Source organism: Agrobacterium sp. Ap1, assembly GCF_017313375.1.
Classification (GTDB): Bacteria; Pseudomonadota; Alphaproteobacteria; order Rhizobiales; family Rhizobiaceae; genus Neorhizobium; species Neorhizobium cellulosilyticum.
This window is the reverse complement of sequence record NZ_JAFLMY010000003.1, coordinates 87,762-109,268: the sequence shown is the minus strand read 5'-3', so window position 1 is coordinate 109,268 and position 21,507 is coordinate 87,762. Positions and strand designations below refer to the sequence as shown.

The 21,507-nt window shown below is 61.1% G+C and carries 20 protein-coding genes and 1 other RNA gene; 15 read left to right on the top strand and 6 right to left on the bottom strand.

Annotated elements, in window-relative coordinates:
- Positions 1-31: 31 nt before the first annotated feature.
- Together nudC and JZX87_RS06720 are read right to left on the bottom strand one after the other, a co-directional pair.
- The gene (gene nudC / locus JZX87_RS06725) at positions 32-1,009 is read right to left on the bottom strand and encodes an NAD(+) diphosphatase (RefSeq protein ID WP_206824762.1); all 978 of its coding nucleotides are present in this window, start codon (positions 1,007-1,009) and stop codon (positions 32-34) included.
- A complete protein-coding gene (locus tag JZX87_RS06720; RefSeq protein ID WP_286194210.1) occupies positions 1,006-1,416 on the bottom strand; it encodes an HIT family protein in 411 nt (136 codons plus the stop codon). The genes nudC and JZX87_RS06720 overlap by 4 nt, the downstream gene beginning before the upstream one ends.
- 99 nt (positions 1,417-1,515) lie before the next feature.
- On the opposite strand from JZX87_RS06720, the gene ffs reads away from it, so the two are divergent.
- From ffs to JZX87_RS06700, 4 genes are all read left to right on the top strand, one after another.
- Positions 1,516-1,612: signal recognition particle sRNA small type (gene ffs / locus JZX87_RS06715), an RNA gene on the top strand.
- A 90-nt stretch (positions 1,613-1,702) separates the two neighbouring features.
- Positions 1,703-3,589 carry a DNA polymerase III subunit gamma/tau gene (locus JZX87_RS06710; protein ID WP_206825107.1) on the top strand — a complete coding sequence of 629 codons (1,887 nt, stop codon included), beginning with the start codon at positions 1,703-1,705 and terminating at the stop codon, positions 3,587-3,589.
- Positions 3,590-3,609: 20 nt separating this feature from the next.
- Complete coding sequence (locus JZX87_RS06705; protein WP_112506836.1) at positions 3,610-3,933, top strand: YbaB/EbfC family nucleoid-associated protein; 324 nt, start codon at positions 3,610-3,612, stop codon at positions 3,931-3,933.
- Between the two features lie 25 nt (positions 3,934-3,958).
- A complete protein-coding gene (locus tag JZX87_RS06700; protein WP_206824746.1) occupies positions 3,959-4,570 on the top strand; it encodes a LysE family translocator in 612 nt (203 codons plus the stop codon).
- 9 nt (positions 4,571-4,579) lie between these two features.
- On the opposite strand, the gene JZX87_RS06695 is transcribed toward JZX87_RS06700, so the two are convergent.
- On the bottom strand, positions 4,580-5,191 hold the full coding sequence (locus JZX87_RS06695) for a hypothetical protein (protein WP_206824745.1): 612 nt from the start codon (positions 5,189-5,191) through the stop codon (positions 4,580-4,582).
- 59 nt (positions 5,192-5,250) lie between these two features.
- Complete coding sequence (locus JZX87_RS06690; RefSeq protein WP_206824744.1) at positions 5,251-5,898, bottom strand: MOSC domain-containing protein; 648 nt, start codon at positions 5,896-5,898, stop codon at positions 5,251-5,253.
- Between the two features lie 56 nt (positions 5,899-5,954).
- On the opposite strand from JZX87_RS06690, the gene recR reads away from it, so the two are divergent.
- Entirely contained in the window at positions 5,955-6,560 is a 606-nt protein-coding gene (gene recR, locus JZX87_RS06685; RefSeq protein ID WP_183823894.1) for a recombination mediator RecR, read from the top strand.
- Between the two features lie 169 nt (positions 6,561-6,729).
- Positions 6,730-8,007: a lytic murein transglycosylase gene (locus tag JZX87_RS06680; protein WP_502711305.1), complete on the top strand. Its 1,278-nt coding sequence runs from the start codon at positions 6,730-6,732 to the stop codon at positions 8,005-8,007.
- Here the strand turns inward: JZX87_RS06680 and JZX87_RS06675 are convergent.
- Entirely contained in the window at positions 7,999-8,451 is a 453-nt protein-coding gene (locus JZX87_RS06675; RefSeq protein WP_206824742.1) for a GNAT family N-acetyltransferase, read from the bottom strand. The genes JZX87_RS06680 and JZX87_RS06675 overlap by 9 nt on opposite strands.
- 9 nt (positions 8,452-8,460) lie before the next feature.
- A complete protein-coding gene (locus tag JZX87_RS06670; protein ID WP_148146213.1) occupies positions 8,461-10,089 on the bottom strand; it encodes an MFS transporter in 1,629 nt (542 codons plus the stop codon).
- 234 nt (positions 10,090-10,323) lie between these two features.
- Here JZX87_RS06670 and rimP point away from each other — a divergent pair, with 234 nt between their 5' ends.
- The 9 genes from rimP (at position 10,324) to JZX87_RS06625 (ending at position 21,083) form a co-directional block, all read left to right on the top strand.
- On the top strand, positions 10,324-10,917 hold the full coding sequence (rimP, locus tag JZX87_RS06665; RefSeq protein WP_148146214.1) for a ribosome maturation factor RimP: 594 nt from the start codon (positions 10,324-10,326) through the stop codon (positions 10,915-10,917).
- Positions 10,918-10,985: 68 nt separating this feature from the next.
- Positions 10,986-12,599 (top strand): transcription termination factor NusA, encoded by a 1,614-nt coding sequence (gene nusA / locus JZX87_RS06660; protein WP_206824741.1) that lies wholly within the window; start codon positions 10,986-10,988, stop codon positions 12,597-12,599.
- Positions 12,596-13,285 carry an RNA-binding protein gene (locus JZX87_RS06655; RefSeq protein ID WP_206824739.1) on the top strand — a complete coding sequence of 230 codons (690 nt, stop codon included), beginning with the start codon at positions 12,596-12,598 and terminating at the stop codon, positions 13,283-13,285. The genes nusA and JZX87_RS06655 overlap by 4 nt, the downstream gene beginning before the upstream one ends.
- 100 nt (positions 13,286-13,385) lie before the next feature.
- On the top strand, positions 13,386-16,214 hold the full coding sequence (gene infB / locus JZX87_RS06650) for a translation initiation factor IF-2 (protein ID WP_206824738.1): 2,829 nt from the start codon (positions 13,386-13,388) through the stop codon (positions 16,212-16,214).
- Positions 16,215-16,282: 68 nt separating this feature from the next.
- A complete protein-coding gene (kduD, locus tag JZX87_RS06645) occupies positions 16,283-17,041 on the top strand; it encodes a 2-dehydro-3-deoxy-D-gluconate 5-dehydrogenase KduD (protein WP_148146218.1) in 759 nt (252 codons plus the stop codon).
- Positions 17,042-17,376: 335 nt separating this feature from the next.
- Positions 17,377-18,564, top strand: a complete 1,188-nt coding sequence (gene exbB, locus JZX87_RS06640) for a tonB-system energizer ExbB (RefSeq protein WP_206825106.1) — start codon at positions 17,377-17,379, stop codon at positions 18,562-18,564.
- Between the two features lie 4 nt (positions 18,565-18,568).
- Positions 18,569-19,084: a TonB system transport protein ExbD gene (gene exbD / locus JZX87_RS06635; protein ID WP_206824736.1), complete on the top strand. Its 516-nt coding sequence runs from the start codon at positions 18,569-18,571 to the stop codon at positions 19,082-19,084.
- Entirely contained in the window at positions 19,081-20,040 is a 960-nt protein-coding gene (locus JZX87_RS06630; protein ID WP_206824734.1) for an energy transducer TonB family protein, read from the top strand. The genes exbD and JZX87_RS06630 overlap by 4 nt, the downstream gene beginning before the upstream one ends.
- A 50-nt stretch (positions 20,041-20,090) precedes the next feature.
- Entirely contained in the window at positions 20,091-21,083 is a 993-nt protein-coding gene (locus tag JZX87_RS06625) for an Ldh family oxidoreductase (protein WP_183823908.1), read from the top strand.
- Positions 21,084-21,507: the final 424 nt, after the last annotated feature.

Here is a 21,507-nt window from a genome sequence, read left to right as displayed (position 1 = left end):
GGCCTGTTCGCGCAGGCGATGGAGTTCTTATTCAAGCGACGCCGGAAATCTCATCCGGCCAATCGATCCAGTCCTTCATCAGCCGATAGGCGATCGCGCCGCTGGCGGGGCCGAAGGGTTTCAGATCCGGGCCGGCGTCGAGCATGTGCCTGACCTCATCACGGGTGAACCAGCGGACATCCGACATTTCTTGCGGATCAATGGTGATCTCGGTGGAGAGCGCCTCGGAATAACAGCCGATCATCAGCGAGTGCGGCATCGGCCAGGGCTGGGAAGCGTGATACCGCACGCGACCGACCTCGATGCCCGATTCCTCGACCGTCTCGCGGCGAACCGCATGCTCGATCGTTTCGCCGGGTTCGACGAAACCGGCGAGGCAGGAATACATGCCCTCCTGAAAATGATGGCTGCGGCCGAGCAGGCAGCGATCGTTCTCGACATCGACCGTCAGCATGATGACGACCGGATCGGTGCGCGGAAACATCATATGTTCGCACGCCGTGCAGACCCGCTTGTAGCCGCCGATTTTCATTTCAGTCGGCGAGCCGCATTTGCCGCAGAAGCGGTTGGCCTCGTTCCAGGACAAAAGCGAGATCGCCTGGGCGACCTCCCCCTGCAGCTCCGCGTCGATCAGCGCTTCGCGGTAGAGCGCGCGGGCATCCGTGGGCTTGTACTGGCCGGCAAGTTCTTCAGTCGGGACATTGACGGGAATCGCCACGCGCGGCTCACCGTTTTCGCGGTAGCCGAGCAGGATGGCATTGTCGAAATCAGGCTTCAGTTCCGCCAGTTCGTAAGCCGCGAAAAGCGGGTCCAGAACCTGTTCGTCGTGTTTGAGGATGAGCTTTGCACCGGCGAAGGCGAGAATATGGGTCCCCTCGATCGCCAGCGCCTCGCTAACGCAGTCGTCGGCGCGATATTCGCCCCGACGGTCGAGCCTGTTGCCGGAAAAGGCCGTCAGGTTGCCGGGCTCCGGATGGGGCGCATCCGTCTCGAAAAGTTTTCTTGTCATGATACGAGATTTTCCGTCAGGCTTTTGATCAATAATTGCTTGGCTGTATCTTCATAAGGTTCCGCCTGGCCATAACCCCAGATCGGTCCCGGCCAGTTCGGGTCAGGGTCGAACCGTGCGACGATATGCACATGCAGCTGGCGAACGATATTGCCGATCGCAGCCACATTGATCTTTTCGGCCCCTGTCGCCTTTTTCAGCGCGGCCGCCACCATATTGGTCTCGAAGGTCAAAAGCGCCTGGTCGAGCGGCGTCAGCTCGAACAGCTCGCTCACATCATTGCGCTGCGGCACCAGCATGAACCAAGGCCAGCGGCTGTCCTTCATCATCCTGAGCTGACAGAGGCCAAAGCTCTCCACAAGCTCGGTATCCCTGGCAAGCCGTGGATCCAGTTCAAAGACGCTCAAGCGATCCTCCCGGCATTTTCGGTGTTGTGATTTTCGATACTGACAGTTTTTTACAGGGTTGGCTTGCATTTGGAAGCATTATTGCCGATATGTGCGGCGGGAGGTTGGTGGTGGACGAGCCACTCGCCAACCGGGTCAGGTCCGGAAGGAAGCAGCCCTAACGAGCCAGGCACGGGTCGCCGTGCCAGCCTCCCACCTTCTCATCTTGGTCAACGCCCGGTCCGGTCAAGATCGCCTGACTGCCGGAATGGCCCGTACAGGCCCGAGGGCCTATAGTCAGGACCTTATGAGCGACAGCGGGCCGACATCAATCAATCCCTCATCCCCTGCCCCTTCGGGCAGCACGGGATATCGGGTTCTCGCCCGCAAGTATCGGCCGAAGGATTTCTCCGACCTGATGGTCGGCCAGGAACCGATGGTACGGACGCTGACCAATGCGTTCGAGACCGGCCGTATCGCACAGGCCTATATGCTGACCGGTGTCCGCGGTGTCGGCAAGACGACCACCGCACGTATTCTTGCTCGGGGGCTCAACTACAAGACGGCCGAAATCGATCGTCCGACAATCGACCTGCGTGAACCCGGCGAACATTGCCAGGCGATCATGGAAGGCCGGCATGTCGACGTGATCGAGATGGACGCTGCGTCTCATACCGGTATCGACGATATCAGAGAGATCATCGAGCAGGTGCGCTACCGCCCGGTTTCGGCGCGCTACAAGGTCTACATCATCGACGAAGTGCACATGCTCTCGACGCAGGCCTTCAACGGGCTGTTGAAGACGCTCGAAGAGCCGCCGGAACATGTGAAGTTCATCTTCGCGACGACGGAAATCAGAAAAGTTCCGATCACGGTGCTTTCCCGCTGCCAGCGTTTTGATCTGCGCCGTATCAGCGCTGCCGATCTGGTCGGCCTGTTTACCACCATTCTGGAGAAGGAAGGCGTGCCTGCCGAGCAGGAAGCATTGGCGATGATCGCGCGTGCCGCCGAAGGCTCCGCCCGCGACGGCCTTTCGCTGCTCGACCAGTCGATCGCTCACGGCGGCGGCAGCGTGCATGCGGACACCGTGCGCGGCATGCTGGGCCTTGCCGACCGCGCCCGCATCGTCGATCTTTTCGAGCATATCGTGAAGGGCGATATCACGGCTGCACTTTCCGAATTCAACGCCCAATACGAGGCCGGCGCCAATCCGGTCGTCGTCCTGACGGATCTCGCCGATTTCACCCATCTGGTCACCCGGTTCAAATATATTCCCGAAGCTGCCGACGATCCTTCGCTGAGCGAAGTGGAACGCGTGCGCGGCCGGGAGTTTTCCGAAAATGTCGCGGTCAGCGCGCTGTCGCGTATCTGGCAGATGCTGCTCAAGGGCATTCCGGAGGCGGAAGGCTCTTCGCGCCCGGCAGGTGCTGCTGAAATGGTGCTGATCCGGCTGACGCATGCGGCATCGCTCCCCTCCCCCGAGGATGCGGTGCGGCGGCTTGCGGATTTTGCCAATGGCGATGGCCAGCCGATGCCCAATGGCGGCGGTGGAAATGGCGGCGGGCGCGGCCCGCAGATGGCGCAGCAGGCCTCTGTCAACGCTCGTGGCTTTGATGGCGGCCAGCGCGCTCCTTCCGGCGGACCGACGGCCATGCTGCAGGCGGTGCCGAACACGACGCCACGGGAAATGCCCGTCGGCCGCATCGAGGAACGCCCGTCCGAGAGGCCGGAGCCGAAGGTTGCCGTCCGTTCGCTGCACGATGTCGTTGACCTCTGCACCGAGAACCGCGACCCGAGGCTGAAGGCGCTGGTGCGCAATTTCGTCCGGCTGGTGAAGATCGAGCCCGGCCGCCTCGATATCCGCATGACGGATGGCGGTCCCGGCACGCTGCCCGGTGAACTCGGCGTCAAGCTGAAGGAATGGACCGGCATCCACTGGATAGTTACGCTCAGCAAGGACGAAGGCGAGCCGACGCTGGTGGAGGCTGATGCCAGCGCTCGCGAAGCACGGATGACCGATGCGCGCGCCGATCCGGATGTCGCAGCGATCCTGTCGCAATTTCCGGGCGCCAAGATCACCGACGTCAGGATCCGTGTGCTTGAGGAAGACAACGAGGTCGAGGATGCGCCGGCGCCGGCCATCGCAGAATCCGCCGAGGGCGATATCCTGCCCGGCGACGACATCGAGCTTTAAGAGAAGAAGAGGAATTACCGATGCGCGACATCATGGGCATGATGGGCAAGGTCAAGGAAATGCAGGCCAAGATGGAGAAGATGCAGGCGGATATCGCTGCTCTCGAAGTCGAAGGCACGGCTGGCGGTGGTCTCGTGACCGTCAAGATGAACGGCAAGGGCGAAATGCTCGGCCTGAAGATCGATCCTTCGCTGTTCAAGGAAGACGATATCGAGATACTCGAAGATCTGATCGTTGCCGCACACAAGTCGGCCAAGGATCGCGCCGAGCAGATTACCGCCGAAAAGACCAAGGAACTGACCGCCGGCCTGCCGATCCCGCCCGGCATGAAGCTGCCGTTCTGATCCTGTCTCGATAAGGGCGGCTCCGATGACATTGGCTTCCGTGCTTGTATTTGCCGCCGCGCTGTTCGTCGCGGCGGGCTCTCCCGGTCCCAGTATCGCCGCGCTCGTCTCGCGCGTGCTGACAAAGGGCTGGCGCGACGTGCTGCCTTTCCTCATGGCGATGTGGGTCGGCGAGACCGTCTGGCTGTCCTTTGCGGTTGCCGGGCTTTCTGCCATCGCCGAAAGCTTCCAGCCCGTTTTCGTTGCGATCAAGTGGATCGGCGTCGCCTATCTCCTCTATCTCGCCTGGAAAATGTGGTTCGCCCGAACCGATGGCGCTGACGGCGAACTTCCGGAAAGTCGTTCTGCGGCAAGGATGTTCTTCGCCGGACTGACCGTGACGCTCGGAAACCCGAAGATCATGATGTTCTATGTGGCGCTTTTGCCGTCGATCATCGATCTCAACGGCGTCACGCTGGTCGGCTGGCTGGAACTGGTCGCCGCCATGCTCGTCGTGCTCGCCACCGTCGACATCGTCTGGATCACGCTGGCGAACAAGGCGCGGCAATTCCTGAAAAGCCCGCGCGCGCTTAAGGTTGCCAACCGCATTTCGGCCGGCACCATGGCCGGTGCCGCCGCCGCGATCGCGACCCGATAGGATTTTCCGTCAAAAATTGTATCTGACGCCGAGGACATTGGCGTTGGAGCCGCCATGCATGTCGCCAAGCGTACCCCAGGCGCCCGAGCGGTGATGCAGGCGCCAGAAAACTTCAAGCTCGGGACGCGAGACAGTGCTGAAACTCACTTCCGGCCCGAGATAGAAGAGCGTCGAGGCATCGCCATCGCGCGTCTCTTCATTCTTCTTTTCGCGGCCTTTCATCGTCTCGGTCACATGGCTCAGGCCGAAGGTGAAGGACGGGACAATCCGGATCGTGTTGGCGATCTCGATCGCATCGTAGCGGCCGACCACCCCACCCCAGATCTCGGCATTGGTATTGCCGCCGAAGCGCCCGGCGAGACCCGCCTCAAGGCCAAGCTTCACGGATCCGATACTGTAGGGGAAGACCTGATAGCCGATACCGAAGATCGGATGATCCTCGTAGTCGACGCCGAACGGGTTGGCCGACTCGGCCATGTCTCCGTCCACCATGGCGCCACCGAAGGTAAAGAGCGAATGCTCGACCTCTGTGCCCTCGGCCACAGCAACACCTGTCGACACCAGTTGCGCCATCAGTGCGCCGGAAAGAAGCCCGAAGGGGATGCGTCTCAGAAAATCCATAAAAAGCTCCGCATAGCCATCAGTCATGCGGTATAGGGCCTGGCAGTTAAGCGACCACATCACCAAACATCACGGTTTCGTGAAATACTCCGAAGAGCTGGCTGAAGACGGTCCCTCCACCGACTACCGATCGGCGCCGAGAGAAAGCGGCTCCGCTCGGCATCGGAAAGCTTGCGCCCTATCGACGCCAGAAGGTCAGGAACAGGCACGCGTTCGCCGGGATAAAATTCGTGCCGCACATCGCCTCCAGGCTGGAGAGTTCCCGCACTGATAACCCTGCAATAAATACCGGGACGACCTGCCTTCAGAAATGCCCGGGAAAACCCTAAATCGCCCATGCGGGCGGCAAGCGTGTTGCAGGGCGAACGCGGAGAGGTGGCTTCGAGCACGACATCGCCGAGGTGAAACCTGTCCCCCACCGCCACGTCGCGATTGTCGAGACCTTCCATGACAAGGTTTTCGCCGAATGTTCCAAACGGCACATCACGCCGCAACTGCGTCGCCCACCAGTCAAGCGTCAGCGATCCCTCAATCAGGATCGCCTGATCCGGCCCACCGTGATGTTTTTTGTTGCAGACGGCATCTCCAACCAGACCGAGCTCATCGATCAGGACCGGGCCGTTGACCTGTGTCTTGTAGATGCCGGTCTTGTAGCTCTTTCCGGGCAGCCGCCCCGCCTGACCGACGCAGATCGCGAGAAGTTTCATGCAGCCCTGGTCCTTCGGTCTTTCCGTTCAACCGACATATGGGCTAAAGGGAGAACATGGCAAAGCGAGTCACCGGCCCCGAAATCGAAAAACTCATCCAGCTGCTGGCGAAAGTGCCGGGGCTTGGCCCGCGCTCTGCGCGCCGGGCGGCGCTGCATCTGATCAAGAAAAAGGATCAGCTGCTCGGCCCGCTATCGCTTGCGATGGGCGAGGCCTATGACAAGGTGAAGATCTGCTCGCGCTGCGGCAATGTCGATACGTCCGATCCCTGCACCGTCTGCACCGATATCCGTCGCGATCACTCGATGCTGATCATCTGCGAGGATGTTTCCGATCTCTGGGCGCTGGAACGCGCCGGCGCGATGAATGCCGCCTATCACGTTCTTGGTGGCACGCTGTCGCCGCTCGACGGTGTCGGCCCCGACGACCTCAACATCCGTGCGCTCGTCGATCGCGTCAGCGAGGGAACGGTGAAGGAGATCATCATCGCGGTGAATGCGACCGTCGAGGGACAGACGACCGCCCATTACATCACCGACCAGCTGTCCGATTTCAACGTGAAGATAACGCGCTTGGCCCATGGCGTACCGGTCGGCGGCGAACTCGATTATCTCGACGAAGGGACGCTGACGGCGGCACTTCGGGCACGAACGGCGATCTGATCTCAGGAGGAAACGGATGCGGAAGCTCGCCCCCCTCTGGCCTGCCGGCCATCTCCCCCACAAGGGGGGAGATCAGCTGGGCGGGAGCTTACCGACCCAACGCAAAGTGTCTGACGGGAATACAGATTCGTTGTGGGCGAAGGTCCGACCACTTGTGATCTCCCCCCTTGTGGGGGAGATGGCCGGCAGGCCAGAGGGGGGTGTCCGCCGTTACGCCGCAGCTCTACTTCTAGCCCTCACCGCTATCGTTTGCCCCCTCCCCGCATCCGCCCAGAACAAGCCGGATGTCGAACGCCAGTTCCAGCAGTGGATCGCCAAAGACCTTGGCCCTGACGCGCGTAAGGCCGGGATTTCGGACAAGACGCTGAATGCCGCATTCGATGGTTTGAAGCTCAACTGGAGCCTGCCCGATCTTCTCCCACCGGGCTCCAAACCGCCGAAACAACAGGACCAGAGCCAGGCGGAATTTTCCTCCCCCGGCGCCTATTTCAATGAGAATCGGCTTCAGACGCTGGGCTTGGCCGGGCGCGGGCTGGCCCAAACCTATGCCGCCGGTCTGAAGAAGATCGAAGCGGCCTATGGGGTTCCGGGCGAGATCATCATCGCTGTCTGGGGCCGTGAATCCGGTTTTGGAAAAGCGAAACTGCCCTATTCGGCGGTCGAAGTGCTGGCCACCAAGGCCTTCATGTCGACCCGTAAGCCGATGTTCCGCGAAGAACTGATCGCAGCGCTGACCATGATTGAGCGTGGCGATGTGAGTGCGGCGACAATGAAGGGATCATGGGCCGGAGCGCTCGGCCAGCCGCAGTTCATGCCGACGAGCTATCTGAAATATGCCGTCGATTTCGACAAGGACGGCCATCCGGATATCTGGAATTCGGTGCCGGACACGCTCGCCTCCATAGCCAACTATCTGAAGCATGAAGGCTGGCAGCGCGGTCGCGACTGGGGCTTCGAAGTGTCGATTCCCGCCAATGTCTCCTGCGCGCAGGAAGGACCGGATCTTGCAAAGCCGATCTCCGCCTGGGCATCGACCGGGATCACGCGGATTTCCGGCAAGGCGTTTCCGGCTTCGGAACTGAAAGCGCCGGGAATGATGCTTCTGCCGGCCGGGCGGAACGGACCGGAATTCATCGTCACGCCGAATTTCTACGTGCTGAAGGAATATAACAATTCCGACCTCTATGCGCTGTTCATCGGCAATCTGGCCGATCGCATCGCTTACGGTAGCGGGCCGTTCCAGGCCAAATGGGGCGATGTCGGCAAGATGCTGCGCTCCGATGTGCTTGCGATGCAGAAGGCACTGGTCGCCAAGGGTTATGACGTCGGCAATGTCGATGGATTGCCAGGCTTCAAGACCCGCCGCTCGCTCGGTGACTGGCAGGCGAAGGCCGGGATCTCCCCGACCTGCTATCCAGACGCCTCGCTCAAGGCCAAGTTAAGATAAGTCGAGTTTCAGCCCCTCGTGGCTCGCGACGAAACCCCGTCTTTCATAAAAACGGATCGCATCTGGCCGCCGTTTGTCCGACGTCAGTTGCACAAGGCCGCAGCCCTTTTCTTTCGCCTGCTCGACCGCCCACTCGATCATGGCGGCGCCCAATCCGCCGCCACGATGGCTTGCAGCAATCCTCACGCTTTCGATCTGGCCTCGCCACATGCCCTTGCGTGACAAGCCGGGAATGAAGGAGAGCTGCAGGCAGCCGATCACCTTTCCATCGTCATCGACGGCAACGGCCAGCAATTGGTTGGGATCGGCTTCGATTGCGGCAAAAGCCTCCAAGTAAGCTTGATCCATCTTCCCCGACGCAACCTCTCGGGTTGCACCGATCGGATCATCCGCCAGAAGCGTGATGATTGCGGGCAGATCGGTGGAGCTTGCATTGCGGAACATCCCTTAGCCTCAATGCAGATCGACATGATGCTTGTGAAAGATATCGTCCTTGGGCGGGATGGTCTGCCGTTCGATCATACGGTGGACCCGTGGTCCATCCACGCCCTTGTGAAGCTTTCGGATCGCATCCCAGATTTCCTCATCTATCTGCAGGCGGCGGCGGTTATGGCGGACATAATCTGCCCAGGTGGCGGTGTGATAGGTCTCCGTCCAGATTTCCGGATGTTCTAGATCGCGCATCAAGGCCCATTGGCGTGCGCCATCACGAATGCGTACCCGGCGGCGGCGCGCCATCAGGGTGAGGAATTCGGGGATATCGTGCTCGGCGATCTCATAGTCGATCTGCAACACGATCGGGCCGCTTCGTGGCTGCAGGTCGAGCCGCAGCATCGGTTCGTTGAACTTGTTCAGCGGGCTCAGGTCGATATCGGTAAACTGCGGCAGCGGGTTCCTCAAACCTGCTAATCCACCTACAAGCATCGCCAGGCTGGCGAGGCTCAAGGAGACTGAAACGCCGAGATTTTCAGCACCAACGCCCCAGATCCAGCTGCCGACCGCCATGCCGCCGAATGTCGTCGTCTGGTAGAAGGACAGTGCGCGACCGACGACCCAGCGCGGTGCCGACAGCTGCACGGTCGTGTTGAAAAGCGACAGAGCCAGAACCCAGCACGCCCCCGGCACGATCAGCACGAGCGCCGTCAGCGCGGTATTGGTGCTGAGCGCTATGACGGAGGAACTTGCCGCAAAACCGAGGAAAGCGAACTGGACAATCCTCTCGCTCGTCAGCTTTTCGCGCAGCCGCGCATTCGACATGGCGCCGCCGATCGCGCCGACACCGAAACAGCCGAGCATGATGCCGTATGTCAACGGCCCGCCCGAAACGAGATCGCGCGCGACGATCGGCAAAAGCGCCAGAATGGCGCTGGCAGAGAAGCCGAATAGCATGCCGCGCAAAAGAACATTGAGGATGTTCGGCGACATGGAAACATAACCGAGACCTGCCGAAAGCGCCCTTAGAAGCGTTTCGCGTGGCAGCGCATCGTCGCGACGCTCCGGCTTCCAGCGCAACAGCGCATACATGAGCGCAACGTAACTTGCGGCATTCAGGGCGAAGGCTGCTGCAGCACCTGCCGCTGCGACGACAGCGCCGCCGATCGCCGGTCCGACACTGCGGGTAATGTTGAAGCCGACGCTGTTGAGCGTCACGGCCTGGGGCAGCATTTCACGCGAGACGATATCGCCTACGGACGCCTGCCATGCGGGATTGTTGAGCGCCACGCCGCACCCGAGCAGGAAGGTGAAACAGAGAAGCAGCCAGGGCGTCAGCAGGTCCAGATAGGCAAAGATAGTCAGCGCTATAGAGACGGCCAGCATGAAGAGCTGCGCCGTCAGCATGATACTGCGTCGGTTGAAATTATCGGCGAGAGCCCCCGCAATCAGCGAGAACAACATGATCGGCAGGGTGGTAGAAGACTGGACGAGCGCCACCATGTCCTGGGAATTGGAGATCGAGGTCATCATCCAGGCGGCGCCGACGGCCTGAATCAAGCCACCGAAATTCGATGCAAGGCTCGCTATCCATATTGTGCGGAAGGTCTGGTTCTTGAACGGCGCTAGTGTGGCTATCCTGTCCGGCACGATGTGGCTCTTGCTCCTCTTCCCGACTCTCTGAACCGGTTATAGACGTCGAACAGGCTAATTCCAGCTTTGAATGGCGGAAATGCGGAAGTCTTGCAATTGCCGGTCCAAGCGCGTATATGCAGACCATATTCTTGATCGTCCGATGAAGAGTGGGCCCACACCGGACCCGCTCTTTTTTGTTAGGCGATCGCTTCAACCCGCACTGTGAGCGGGGATTGAACCGGAGAGCTTATGCAGCAGACAGACCACGAGCCGCGTCTCATCGTCGAGACTGGTCTCGACCTCAGGATCGCCGAAATCATCGAGCCGGTACTGACCGCCATGGATTACCGTCTGGTCCGGGTGCGCATGCTGAACCTGAACGGCATGACCCTGCAGGTCATGGCCGAGCGCAATGACGGCACGATGGATGTCGAAGGCTGCGAAGCCGTATCGGTCGCCATCTCACCCGTTCTTGATGTAGAAGATCCGATCGATCGCGAGTATCATCTCGAAGTGTCTTCGCCGGGCATCGACCGGCCGATGGTGCGCAAGTCGGATTTTGCACGCTGGACCGGCCATCTGGTGAAATGCGAGACGTCGATCATGATCGACAACCGCAAGCGGTTCCGCGGCAAGATCGCCGAAGTCAACGAAGAAGGTTTCACCGTCGAGCGCGACCAGGTCGCCTATGGTGAGGAACCACGCGTAACGATCCCGTTCTCGGCGCTGGCCGAAGGCAAGCTGATCCTGACGGACGATCTGATCCGCGATGCGCTGCGCGCCGACAAGCTCGCCAAGCAGCAGGCCGCGAACCAGAACGACGAAGCTGAAGACGAAGAATAATCGACCAACACACTGGCCTTTCCGAGGAGGGAGGGCCGCCAGAATTGGACCTACGGAGACCAACGACAATGGCAGTGAGCGCAAACCGGCTTGAACTTCTGCAGATCGCAGACGCTGTGGCCCGCGAAAAGGTCATCGACCGCGAGATCGTGCTGGCTGCGATGGCTGACGCCATCCAAAAGGCCGCCCGCTCGCGTTACGGTTCGGAAACCAATATCCGCGCCGACATCAATTCCAAGACCGGCGAAATCCGTCTGCAACGCCTTCTTGAGGTCGTTGAAGTCGCCGAAGACTACGGAACGCAGATCCCTTTGGTTTTGGCCCGCGACCGCAATGTTGATGCCAAGATCGGCGACTTCATTGCCGACCCGCTGCCGCCGATGGATTTCGGCCGTATCGCCGCACAGTCCGCCAAGCAGGTCATCGTGCAGAAGGTGCGCGAAGCCGAGCGTGACCGTCAGTTCGACGAGTTCAAGGATCGCGTCGGCGAAATCGTCAACGGCACCGTCAAGCGCGTCGAGTACGGCAATGTCATCGTGGATCTCGGCCGTGGCGAAGGCATCATCCGTCGTGACGAGATGATCCCGCGCGAAAACATGCGTTACGGCGACCGCGTCCGCGCCTATGTCTACGACGTCCGTCGCGAACAGCGCGGCCCGCAGATCTTCCTGTCGCGTACCCATCCGCAGTTCATGGTGAAGCTGTTCACCATGGAAGTTCCAGAAATCTACGACGGCATCATCCAGATCAAGTCGGTTGCCCGTGACCCGGGTTCCCGCGCCAAGATCGCTGTTATCTCGAACGACTCGTCGATCGATCCGGTCGGCGCCTGCGTCGGTATGCGTGGTTCGCGCGTTCAGGCCGTTGTCGGCGAACTGCAGGGCGAAAAGATCGACATCATTCCGTGGAGCCAGGATCCGGCTTCCTTCATCGTCAACGCCCTGCAGCCGGCTGAAGTCGCCAAGGTCGTTCTCGACGAGGATGCAGAGCGTATCGAAGTCGTGGTTCCGGATGAGCAGCTGTCGCTGGCCATCGGCCGCCGCGGCCAGAACGTTCGCCTCGCTTCGCAGCTGACCGGCTGGGATATCGACATCATGACGGAAGCCGAAGAGTCGGAACGCCGTCAGAAGGAATTCAACGAGCGCACCAACCTGTTCATGGAAGCTCTCGATGTCGACGAAATGGTCGGCCAGGTGCTTGCTTCGGAAGGCTTTGCCCAGGTCGAGGAACTGGCCTACACCAATCTCGACGAAATCTCGTCGATCGACGGCTTCGACGAAGACACGGCCAACGAAATCCAGACCCGCGCCCGCGAGTACCTGGAGCGTATCGAAGCTGAAAACGATGCCAAGCGCGTCGCACTCGGCGTCCAGGACGAGCTGAAGCAGATCGAAGGCCTCACCGCCCAGATGCTGGTCGCGCTCGGCGAAGAAGGCATCAAGACGATCGAAGACTTCGCCGGCTGCGCTGCTGACGATCTCGTTGGCTGGTCGGAACGCAAGGATGGCGAGACCAAGAAGTTCGAAGGCACGTTCTCCAAGTTCGACGTTTCCCGCGTCGAGGCTGAAAACATGATCGTTCAGGCCCGTCTGCTCGCAGGCTGGATCACCGAAGAAGATCTCGCCAACGAACAGGCTGATGATGAGGCCGAGGAGGAGGCCGTCGCCGCCGATCAGGAATGATCACGGACGACAATGGTGCGGATGATGCAGATATTTGGCCGGACGATTTTGTCGTGAACGACCGTACCTGCATCGTCACCCGCGAGGCGACAGACCCGAAGGACCTTATCAGGTTCGTCCGCGCTCCCGACGGGAGCGTGGTTCCGGATTTGAAACGGCAGCTTCCCGGACGGGGCTGCTGGATCAAGGCGGAACGAGAGCTTGTCGACCGGGCGGTGAAGCGGAAGCTGTTTTCTCGCGCTTTCAAGAGCGAAACGAAAGCAGCGGACGATCTCGGCGCACTGGTCGATCGGCTTCTGGTCGCCGACCTTGCCGGAATGATGAACATGGCGCGCAAGGCCGGTCAGTTCGTTTCCGGCGCGATGAAGGTCGATGCCGCAGTCCGCTCGGGAGCCGCCGCCGGCGTTTTCCATGCTTCCGATGCTGCGGCAGACGGCGTTCGAAAGATAGACCAGGCCCGAAAGGCCTTTAAGCTCGGCACCGATGCCGAACATGACATTCCGGCCTTTTTGCTCCTCACCGGGGCGGAATTGGACGAAGTGATGGGCGAGAATGCTTTTATCCATGCTTGCGCGCTTGCAGGGCAGGCGGGTGAGGGTGTAGTGAAGCGCGCAAACCTACTTGAGCAGTACCGTAAAGGCGGTCTGCCCCAGACAAAGGATGTCTTTGACATGCCTAAACCATGACGCTGTCACCGGCTCTAGCCGGACGCAGATCGATTTATACGACTTGAACGACAGGTTCTGATGGCTTCCATCCGTTCCTGTACGAAGGAACAGGAACGGAATGACCGACAACAAAGACGACAAGACACTCGGCGTGAAGAAGACCCTCTCGCTCAAGCCATCCGGCATGAACCAGGGTACTGTGCGCCAGGACATGGGTCGCGGCCGCACGAAAGCGGTCGTCGTCGAAACGGTGAAACGCCGCCCGACCCGCCCGCAGGACGAAAAGCCGATTACTCCGATCGCGGCCCCTGCAGCCCCGGCTCCGCGCCCGGTTGAAGCCGCAGCACAGCCTGCTCCGCAGCAGCCGCGCCCGCAACCGGCAGCGCCGGTGCACCAGCCTGCGCCACAGGCACAGCGCCCTGCACAGCCACAGGGTCAGCGCCCCGGTTCGCACCAGGGTCAGCGTTCGGGCTCCAACTACGGCCAGCAACAGGGCCAGCGTCCGCAGCAGGGTCAACGCCCGCAGCAGTCCGGCCAGCGTCCGCAACAGAACCGCCCGAACGTGCTTCACGATCTCTCCGCCGGCGAAATGGAAGCCCGTCGCCGCGCTCTGGTGGAAGCACAGGCGCGCGAAGTCATCGAAGCCAAGCAGCGCGCTGAAGACGAAGCCCGCCGTGCAGCCGAAGCAGAGGCCCGCAAGGCCGAAGAGGCTGCGGAAGCCGCTCGTCGTGCAGCCGAACCGGCTCCAGAGCCGGAACCTGAACCCGTCGCGCCTCAGCCGGCCCCGGTCGCTGCCCGTGCGCCCGAACGCAACACCGATCGCGCACCTGCCGATCGTGGAGCCGCTGGCCGCCCGCAGGACGGTCGTCCGCAGTCGCCGCGCCCAGGCACCGATGCTCCGGCAGCGCAGCCGGGTGCCGTCCGTGGTCGCCGTGCCAATGACGAAGATGATGACCGTGGCCCGTCCCGCAGCGCCGGTGCGCCCGGTCGTGGCCGCGTGGTCGCTCCGGCTCCCGCCAAGCCGCCGGCACGCCCGAAGGGTGACGAAGGCCGTCGCCAGGGCAAGCTGACCATCACCACTGCCGGTTCGGACGAGGACGGTAACGCCCGTGGCCGCTCGATGGCCGCGATGCGCCGCCGTCAGGAAAAATTCCGCCGCAGCCAGATGCAGGAAACCCGTGAAAAGGTTGTCCGCGAAGTCATCCTGCCGGAAACGATCACCATTCAGGAACTGTCGCAGCGCATGTCCGAACGCGCGGTCGACGTCATCAAGTACCTGATGAAGGAAGGCCAGATGATGAAGCCGGGCGACGTCATTGACGCCGATCTGGCAGAACTCATCGCCGCCGAATTCGGCCATACCGTGAAGCGCGTCTCTGAATCCGACGTCGAAGAAGGCATCTTCGACAAGGCCGACGATGCGGGCGAAATGGTATCGCGTCCGCCGGTCGTTACGATCATGGGTCACGTCGACCACGGCAAGACCTCGCTGCTCGACGCTATCCGCCAGGCGAATGTCGTGTCCGGCGAGGCCGGCGGCATCACCCAGCATATCGGTGCCTACCAGGTCGAGAAGAACGGTCAGAAGATCACCTTCATCGACACCCCCGGCCACGCCGCCTTTACGGCCATGCGTGCCCGTGGTGCGCAGGCGACGGATATCGCGATCCTGGTGGTTGCAGCCGACGACAGCGTGATGCCGCAGACGATCGAATCCATCAACCATGCCAAGGCGGCGGGTGTACCGATCATCGTGGCAATCAACAAGATCGACAAGCATGAAGCCAAGCCCGACAAGGTTCGTCAGCAGCTCCTGCAGCACGAAGTCTTCGTCGAATCGCTCGGCGGTGAAGTGCTCGACGTCGAGGTTTCGGCCAAGAACAAGACAAACCTCGACAAGCTGCTCGAAGCCGTGTTGCTACAGGCCGAAATTCTCGACCTGAAGGCCGACCCGACGCGTACTGCCGAAGGTACGGTCATTGAAGCACAACTCGACCGCGGTCGTGGTGCGGTTGCGACCGTGCTCGTCCAGAAGGGTACGCTGAAGCCGGGCCAGATCATCGTTGCCGGCGATCAGTGGGGCCGTGTTCGTGCTCTCGTCACCGACAAGGGCGACCACGTCAAGGAAGCCGGTCCGGCAACCCCGGTCGAAGTGCTCGGTCTTTCCGGCACGCCTGCTGCCGGTGACCGCTTCGCCGTCGTCGAAAACGAAGCTCGTGCCCGCGAAATCTCCGAGTATCGCCAGCGTCTTGCTCGCGACAAGGCGGTTGCTCGCCAGTCCGGCCAGCGCGGTTCGCTCGAGCAGATGATGAGCAAGCTGCAGAATACCGGTTTCAAGGAATTCCCGCTGGTCATCAAGGGTGACGTGCAGGGTTCGGTCGAAGCGATCATCGCGTCGCTCGACAAGCTTGGTACCGACGAAGTTCGTGCCCGTATCGTCCATTCGGGCGCCGGCGCGATCACCGAGTCGGATATCTCGCTCGCCGAGGCATCGGATGCCGCAATCATCGGCTTCAACGTCCGCGCCAATGCACAGGCTCGTACGATCGCCGAGCGTAACGGCCTCGACATCCGCTACTACAACATCATCTACGATCTGGTGGATGACGTTAAGGCAGCCATGTCGGGTCTTCTGTCGCCGGAACGCCGCGAAACCTTCCTCGGCAATGCCGAGATCCTGGAAGTCTTCAACATCACCAAGGTTGGCAAGGTTGCCGGTTGCCGTGTGGTCGAAGGCAAGGTCGAGCGTGGTGCAGGCGTACGCCTCATCCGCGACAACGTGGTCATCCACGAAGGCAAGCTCAAGACGCTCAAGCGCTTCAAGGACGAAGTTGCCGAAGTGCCGATGGGTCAGGAATGCGGTATGGCCTTCGAAAACTACGAAGATATCCGCGCCGGCGACACGATCGAGTGCTTCCGCGTGGAACACATCACACGCACGCTTTAAGCTTGACAATTGTCATGTTAGGAACCGCCGGGGAGAAATTCCCGGCGGTTTTTTATGTGGAGGTTTTTATGGCTATTTCGTTCGATCTGACCGGCAAGACAGCGATTGTCACCGGCGCCAATACCGGTTTAGGCCAGGCCATTTCAGTTGCCCTTGCCCAGGCCGGGGCCAAGGTGGCACTGGTCGGTCGCTCATCGATGGCGGAAACCGAAGCCGCAATCAGCGCTAGCCGCGGCGAGAGCCTCGCCATATCGGCTGACCTTTCCACGCTCGAACCGATCGAACGTATTCTTGACGAAACCACTTCCTGGTCCGGAGGTGCTGATATTCTCGTCAACAATGCCGGGATTATTCGCCGCGCTGATGCCCTCGAATTCAGCGAGGCTGATTGGGATGCGGTGATGGATGTGAACCTGAAGAACGTGTTTTTCCTGTCGCAAGCCTTCGCCCGACGGCTCGTCGCAGCCGATAAGGGCGGAAAGATTGTCAACATTGCCTCACTTCTCTCCTTCCAGGGCGGCATCCGTATTCCCTCCTATACGGCGTCCAAGAGCGGCCTTGCAGGCCTGACCCGGCTCCTAGCCTGCGAATGGGCCGGCAAGGGTATCAACGTCAACGCCATTGCCCCCGGTTATTTCTCGACCAACAATACGGAAGCTCTTCGCGACGACCCGGACCGCAATGCCGCCATTCTGGCGCGCATCCCAGCCGGTCACTGGGGTAAACCGGAAGAGCTTGGCGGTGCAGCAGTCTTCCTCGCATCATCGGCCTCTGACTACATTCACGGCACCGTGCTGCCCGTGGATGGCGGCTGGCTGGCGCGCTAAGTCTTTACGCGGCCTCGTTTTTAGAATGCCTGATCTGCGCCATCTCCGATGGCGCAGATACATTCTCGCCTTGAGCTCTGTCATCCCCGACGTCGTGAAGGTAAAATTGGCAGCTTCACTCAAGATTTATTAGTTGCCATTTGAACTCATGTTTATTATCGCATAGCAGCATAGTCTGTTGCTGGCCTCGATGCCGGCCGCGACCTGATGATATCGTGCCGAGCCGGCAAAAATGCCTTTCGGCAATAGTCGGAGTATCGCCTAAAATGTCTGCTGCCCTTGTCCCTGCCGTTGCCGGAAACCGCCACCTTGGCAAGGTCGCGAAACAGCTCGGGATGACGGCTGCGACGCTTGCGCTTCTGAGCGCGATGGCGATGGCTCAGACCCCTGCCCCGGCTCCTCAGGCACAAACCACTTCGCAGTCGGATAGTGCACAGCAGCAGGCTCCGGCTTCGTCTGCAGCACCAACCACCGGCCGGACGGCTCCCGCCACAACGCCGGCAACGACACCGACCGCGCCTTCCGCTCCGGCGGAAAATGCATCACCGGCCAGCCCTGCAGCACCTGCTGCCCCGACGGCTACAGAGGGAGCTCCCGCCGCTCAGGCTCCGGCACAATCCGCCCAGCCTGCTCCCTCGACAGAGACAACGGCTCCTGGCGTATACCAGCCCGCACAGGCTTCTACACCGGCCAGATCAGGCTCGGAGGCAGGCGCCGCGCCCGCACAGGCCCAGTCTGCGCCGCAGGAAACGGTAACCGACCTTGTGCCGGCGGAAGAAGAAACGCCGGTACTGACAATCCCGCACGACCTTTCGCCCTGGGGCATGTTCATGGCGGCGGACTGGGTTGTTAAAAGCGTCATGATCGGGCTTGCCATCGCTTCGCTGGCAACCTGGACCGTTTGGCTGGTCAAGACGCTCGAACTGGCCGGCGCCCGCGCCCGTGCAGGCCGCATCATCAAGATCATCCGCAACTCCCGCACGCTCGCCGAAGCTGTCGATGCCTCCGCCGGACGCGGCGGTCCTGCCGCCTACATGCTCCAGGCCGCAGCCGAGGAAATAAAGATGTCCGCGGATGCGCTCGACCATGTCGAAGGCGACGGCGTCAAGGAACGCGTCGGCTCCTCCCTGTCGCGCATCGAGGCCTTTGCCGGCCGCCGTATCGCACGCGGCACCGGCATTCTGGCGACGATCGGCTCGGTTGCTCCGTTTGTCGGCCTGTTCGGAACCGTCTGGGGCATCATGAATTCGTTCATCGGCATTTCCGAAACGCAGACGACCAATCTTGCCGTCGTCGCGCCCGGTATCGCCGAGGCGCTGCTTGCAACGGCCATCGGCCTCGTGGCCGCAATTCCCGCCGTGGTGATCTACAACCTGTTTGCTCGTTCAGTCACCGGCTATCGCGCGCTTCTTGCCGATGCAGCCAGCGGCGTCGAGCGACTGGTGAGCCGCGACCTCGACTTCCGTAAGGTTCCCCCGGGTGGCCGCAAGGCAACCCCCGTGTCTCTGATGGCCGGAGAATAAGTCCATGGCCGGCGGTATTCGCGAACATCACGGCGAGGAATTGCAGGAAAACCACGAGATCAACGTGACGCCCTTCATTGACGTTATGCTGGTGCTTTTGATCATCTTCATGGTCGCCGCTCCGCTTTCCACGGTCGATGTCAATGTCGACCTGCCCGCATCGAGCGCAAAGCCCGCACAGCGGCCTGAAGAGCCTCTCTATCTGACTGTTCAGGAAGATCTCACGCTCAATCTCGGCAATGACCAGGTTGCGCGCGAGCAGCTGACGACCAGGCTGAACACGATTACCGGCGGCAACAAGGATACCCGCATCTTCCTGCGTGCCGACAAGGCTGTGGGCTACGGCCAGTTCATGGAAGTGATGAACCTTCTGCGTGACGCCGGTTATCTGAAGATCGCGCTGGTCGGACTGGAAACCCTTCCCGGTGCCGCAGCACCCGCTGCCCAGTCTGCAGCGGGTCAACCCGCAGCAGGTCAGCCTTCCTCACTGGGCTCGCCAGCACCAGGGGTTTCGCGATGAACCCAGCCGCCCCCTATCGCAGCCGGGTACAGAAGATCGGCGAAATATCACTCTGGGCAGGCGCCGGCGCATTCGTGCTGACTGCGCATATCGCTGCTGCTGCCCTGATGATGCAGGAAGAGCCGACTATGCCGGCAGATAATTTACCGCCTTCCGCGATCATGATCGAACTGGCTCCAGAGCCTGAGGCCACACAGACGGAAGAGGAGCAGATCGCTCCCGACGCCGTGGATTCCGAAAAAGTGGACAGCGAGCAGATGCAGCCGGTGGAAGAGGCCCAGCCCGATCCGACGCCTGATCCGATCGAACCACCGCCGCCGGAAATTGCCGAGCCTCTCCCCGAGCCTCCGCCGCCGGAACCCGTCGGAGAGCCGACACCTCAGGAGCCGGAAGTGACCGAGACTTTGCCGGAAACACTGCCGGAGCCGATCGAACAGCCCGATCCGATCGAGCAGCAGGTCATGGCTGCGCTCGATAACGTCGAGGTGCCGCTGCCGGTCCTGCGCCCGCCGCCACCGGAAAAACCCGAAGTTACGGAGAAGAAGCCAGAGCCGAAAAAGGAGCCGGTCAAGCGCGTGGAACGCCCCAAGCAGCAGCAGGCCCAGAAGGAAATGGCGCAAGCCAAGGCCGAAGCCACGCAGTCGGACCGAAATGCCGCCACCCAGACATCGTCAGGCTCGCGCTTTTCGTCGCTTTCCCCGGCAACGTGGAAGTCACGCGTGCAGTCGCGGCTGGCGCGCAATGCCCGCCGCTGCCCCGGCGGCAACACCGGCACGGCCGCCGTGCGCTTCAACTTCGACAATGGCGGCAACGTGACCAGCGTGTCGCTCCAGCGCTCTTCGGGCGATTCGAAGATCGATGACTATATAGTTTCGATCGTTCGCCGTGCCTCGCCTATCCCGGCGCCGCCTGCAGGCGTACCGAATTTCCTCACGCAGGCACTGACCTGCTCCTGACAAAACGCTATAAGCGGGCTCCCTCGACCTAACAAATCCCGGAAGCCCGCATGCATATGAGCCTCACCGATGCCGAGACGCTGGTCCGCGGCATCTTCGAAGACAATGGCGTCCTGCCCTCAACTGCTCTTTCCGTCGCCCGTGCCCTTGTGCAGTCGGAAGCTGCCGGCCAATCCGGCCACGGCCTGCGCCGCGTTCCGGCCTATGTGAAGCAGGTTCGTACCGGCAAAGTGGATGGCAAGGCGGAGCCGATCCTCTCGCGACCGCGCCCTGCGGTGCTGTCGATCGACGCCGCGCATGGCTTTGCCTATCCAGCCCTTGATCTTGCGGCTTCCGAACTTCCTGCCATAGCCTGTGAACAGGGTATCGCCTTTGCCGCCATCGGCCGCTCGCATCATGCCGGGGTAATGGCGCTGACGGTCGAGCGTTTTGCCGAGCAGGGCCTGATCGCCATGATGTTCGCAAACGCACCGGCCGCCATGGCGCCCTGGGGCGGCAGAAGCCCGCTCTTCGGCACCAATCCGATTGCCTTCGCAGTCCCTGTCGCAAATGCCGATCCCTTGGTCATTGATCTGGCGCTCTCAAAGGTCGCACGTGGCAAGGTCATGGAAGCCCACCAGAAGGGAACGAGCATACCCGACGACTGGGCCTTCGATATTGATGGAAACCCCACCACAGACGCTGCAGAGGCGCTTAAAGGCACGATGGCGCCTTCTGGTGGTGCAAAGGGTGCTGCACTGGCGCTGATGGTGGAAGTGCTCTCGGCGGGCCTTGCAGGCGCCAATTTCTCCCATGAGGCAAGCTCGCTCTTCGATGAAAATGGGCCGCCGCCGGAACTCGGCCACTCGATCATCGCAATCGACCCGGACGCGGCCAATGGCGGCGGTACAGCCATGCGCATGGCAGCCCTTGCCGAAGAGATGGCCAGGCAGGATGGCGTGCGACTTCCAGGCCGCCGCGGAAAAGGCCTGAGGGCTGATGCCATGGCAAATGGAATAGAAGTCGAGGACGACGTATTGAAGGCGATCGACGCGCTTCGCTGATCGCAAGACGATAACGCGGCACCCTGGGATAACCTCGCATGGAGGGGCCAGGGCCGCCAAGCGACAGAGATGCATAAGGCGCCGGCTCCAGGCGCTTCAAACGCTGTCGTTCAACTGTCTTTCGGGAAAATTACCTCCAGAAAAGCGAAAAGCCTGGCGCGGGAGGAGGATGCGCCAGGCTTTAAACTTGATCGACAACTGGGAGGAGGAGGATGTTGTCGATCCGTATCGAACGACACTGGGAGGAGGAGTGCGTCGTTCGATGACTGACATATAGGCTAAAACTGGTATGCTCGCCAAGCCGGTTAGGCGCATTGCAGCAATGCAATAGGTGCAATGCTGAGCATTTGCCCATAGCGTCGATATCATAGCAGGGATCATCGCTATATCGATATGCGCAAAGCTGGATTATAGGCAATATCGA

What these genes read in the sequence shown, in the direction of transcription:
- JZX87_RS06695 (WP_206824745.1), bottom strand. Translation starts at nt 5,191, where the DNA reads ATGGATTTTCTGAGACGCATCCCCTTCGGGCTTCTTTCCGGCGCACTG.
- infB (WP_206824738.1), top strand. Translation starts at nt 13,386, where the DNA reads ATGACCGACAACAAAGACGACAAGACACTCGGCGTGAAGAAGACCCTC.
- JZX87_RS06710 (WP_206825107.1), top strand. Translation starts at nt 1,703, where the DNA reads ATGAGCGACAGCGGGCCGACATCAATCAATCCCTCATCCCCTGCCCCT.
- JZX87_RS06625 (WP_183823908.1), top strand. Translation starts at nt 20,091, where the DNA reads ATGCATATGAGCCTCACCGATGCCGAGACGCTGGTCCGCGGCATCTTC.
- kduD (WP_148146218.1), top strand. Translation starts at nt 16,283, where the DNA reads ATGGCTATTTCGTTCGATCTGACCGGCAAGACAGCGATTGTCACCGGC.
- JZX87_RS06700 (WP_206824746.1), top strand. Translation starts at nt 3,959, where the DNA reads ATGACATTGGCTTCCGTGCTTGTATTTGCCGCCGCGCTGTTCGTCGCG.
- exbB (WP_206825106.1), top strand. Translation starts at nt 17,377, where the DNA reads ATGACGGCTGCGACGCTTGCGCTTCTGAGCGCGATGGCGATGGCTCAG.
- nudC (WP_206824762.1), bottom strand. Translation starts at nt 1,009, where the DNA reads ATGACAAGAAAACTTTTCGAGACGGATGCGCCCCATCCGGAGCCCGGC.
- recR (WP_183823894.1), top strand. Translation starts at nt 5,955, where the DNA reads ATGGCAAAGCGAGTCACCGGCCCCGAAATCGAAAAACTCATCCAGCTG.
- JZX87_RS06630 (WP_206824734.1), top strand. Translation starts at nt 19,081, where the DNA reads ATGAACCCAGCCGCCCCCTATCGCAGCCGGGTACAGAAGATCGGCGAA.
- rimP (WP_148146214.1), top strand. Translation starts at nt 10,324, where the DNA reads ATGCAGCAGACAGACCACGAGCCGCGTCTCATCGTCGAGACTGGTCTC.
- nusA (WP_206824741.1), top strand. Translation starts at nt 10,986, where the DNA reads ATGGCAGTGAGCGCAAACCGGCTTGAACTTCTGCAGATCGCAGACGCT.
- JZX87_RS06705 (WP_112506836.1), top strand. Translation starts at nt 3,610, where the DNA reads ATGCGCGACATCATGGGCATGATGGGCAAGGTCAAGGAAATGCAGGCC.
- exbD (WP_206824736.1), top strand. Translation starts at nt 18,569, where the DNA reads ATGGCCGGCGGTATTCGCGAACATCACGGCGAGGAATTGCAGGAAAAC.
- JZX87_RS06690 (WP_206824744.1), bottom strand. Translation starts at nt 5,898, where the DNA reads ATGAAACTTCTCGCGATCTGCGTCGGTCAGGCGGGGCGGCTGCCCGGA.
- JZX87_RS06655 (WP_206824739.1), top strand. Translation starts at nt 12,596, where the DNA reads ATGATCACGGACGACAATGGTGCGGATGATGCAGATATTTGGCCGGAC.
- JZX87_RS06675 (WP_206824742.1), bottom strand. Translation starts at nt 8,451, where the DNA reads ATGTTCCGCAATGCAAGCTCCACCGATCTGCCCGCAATCATCACGCTT.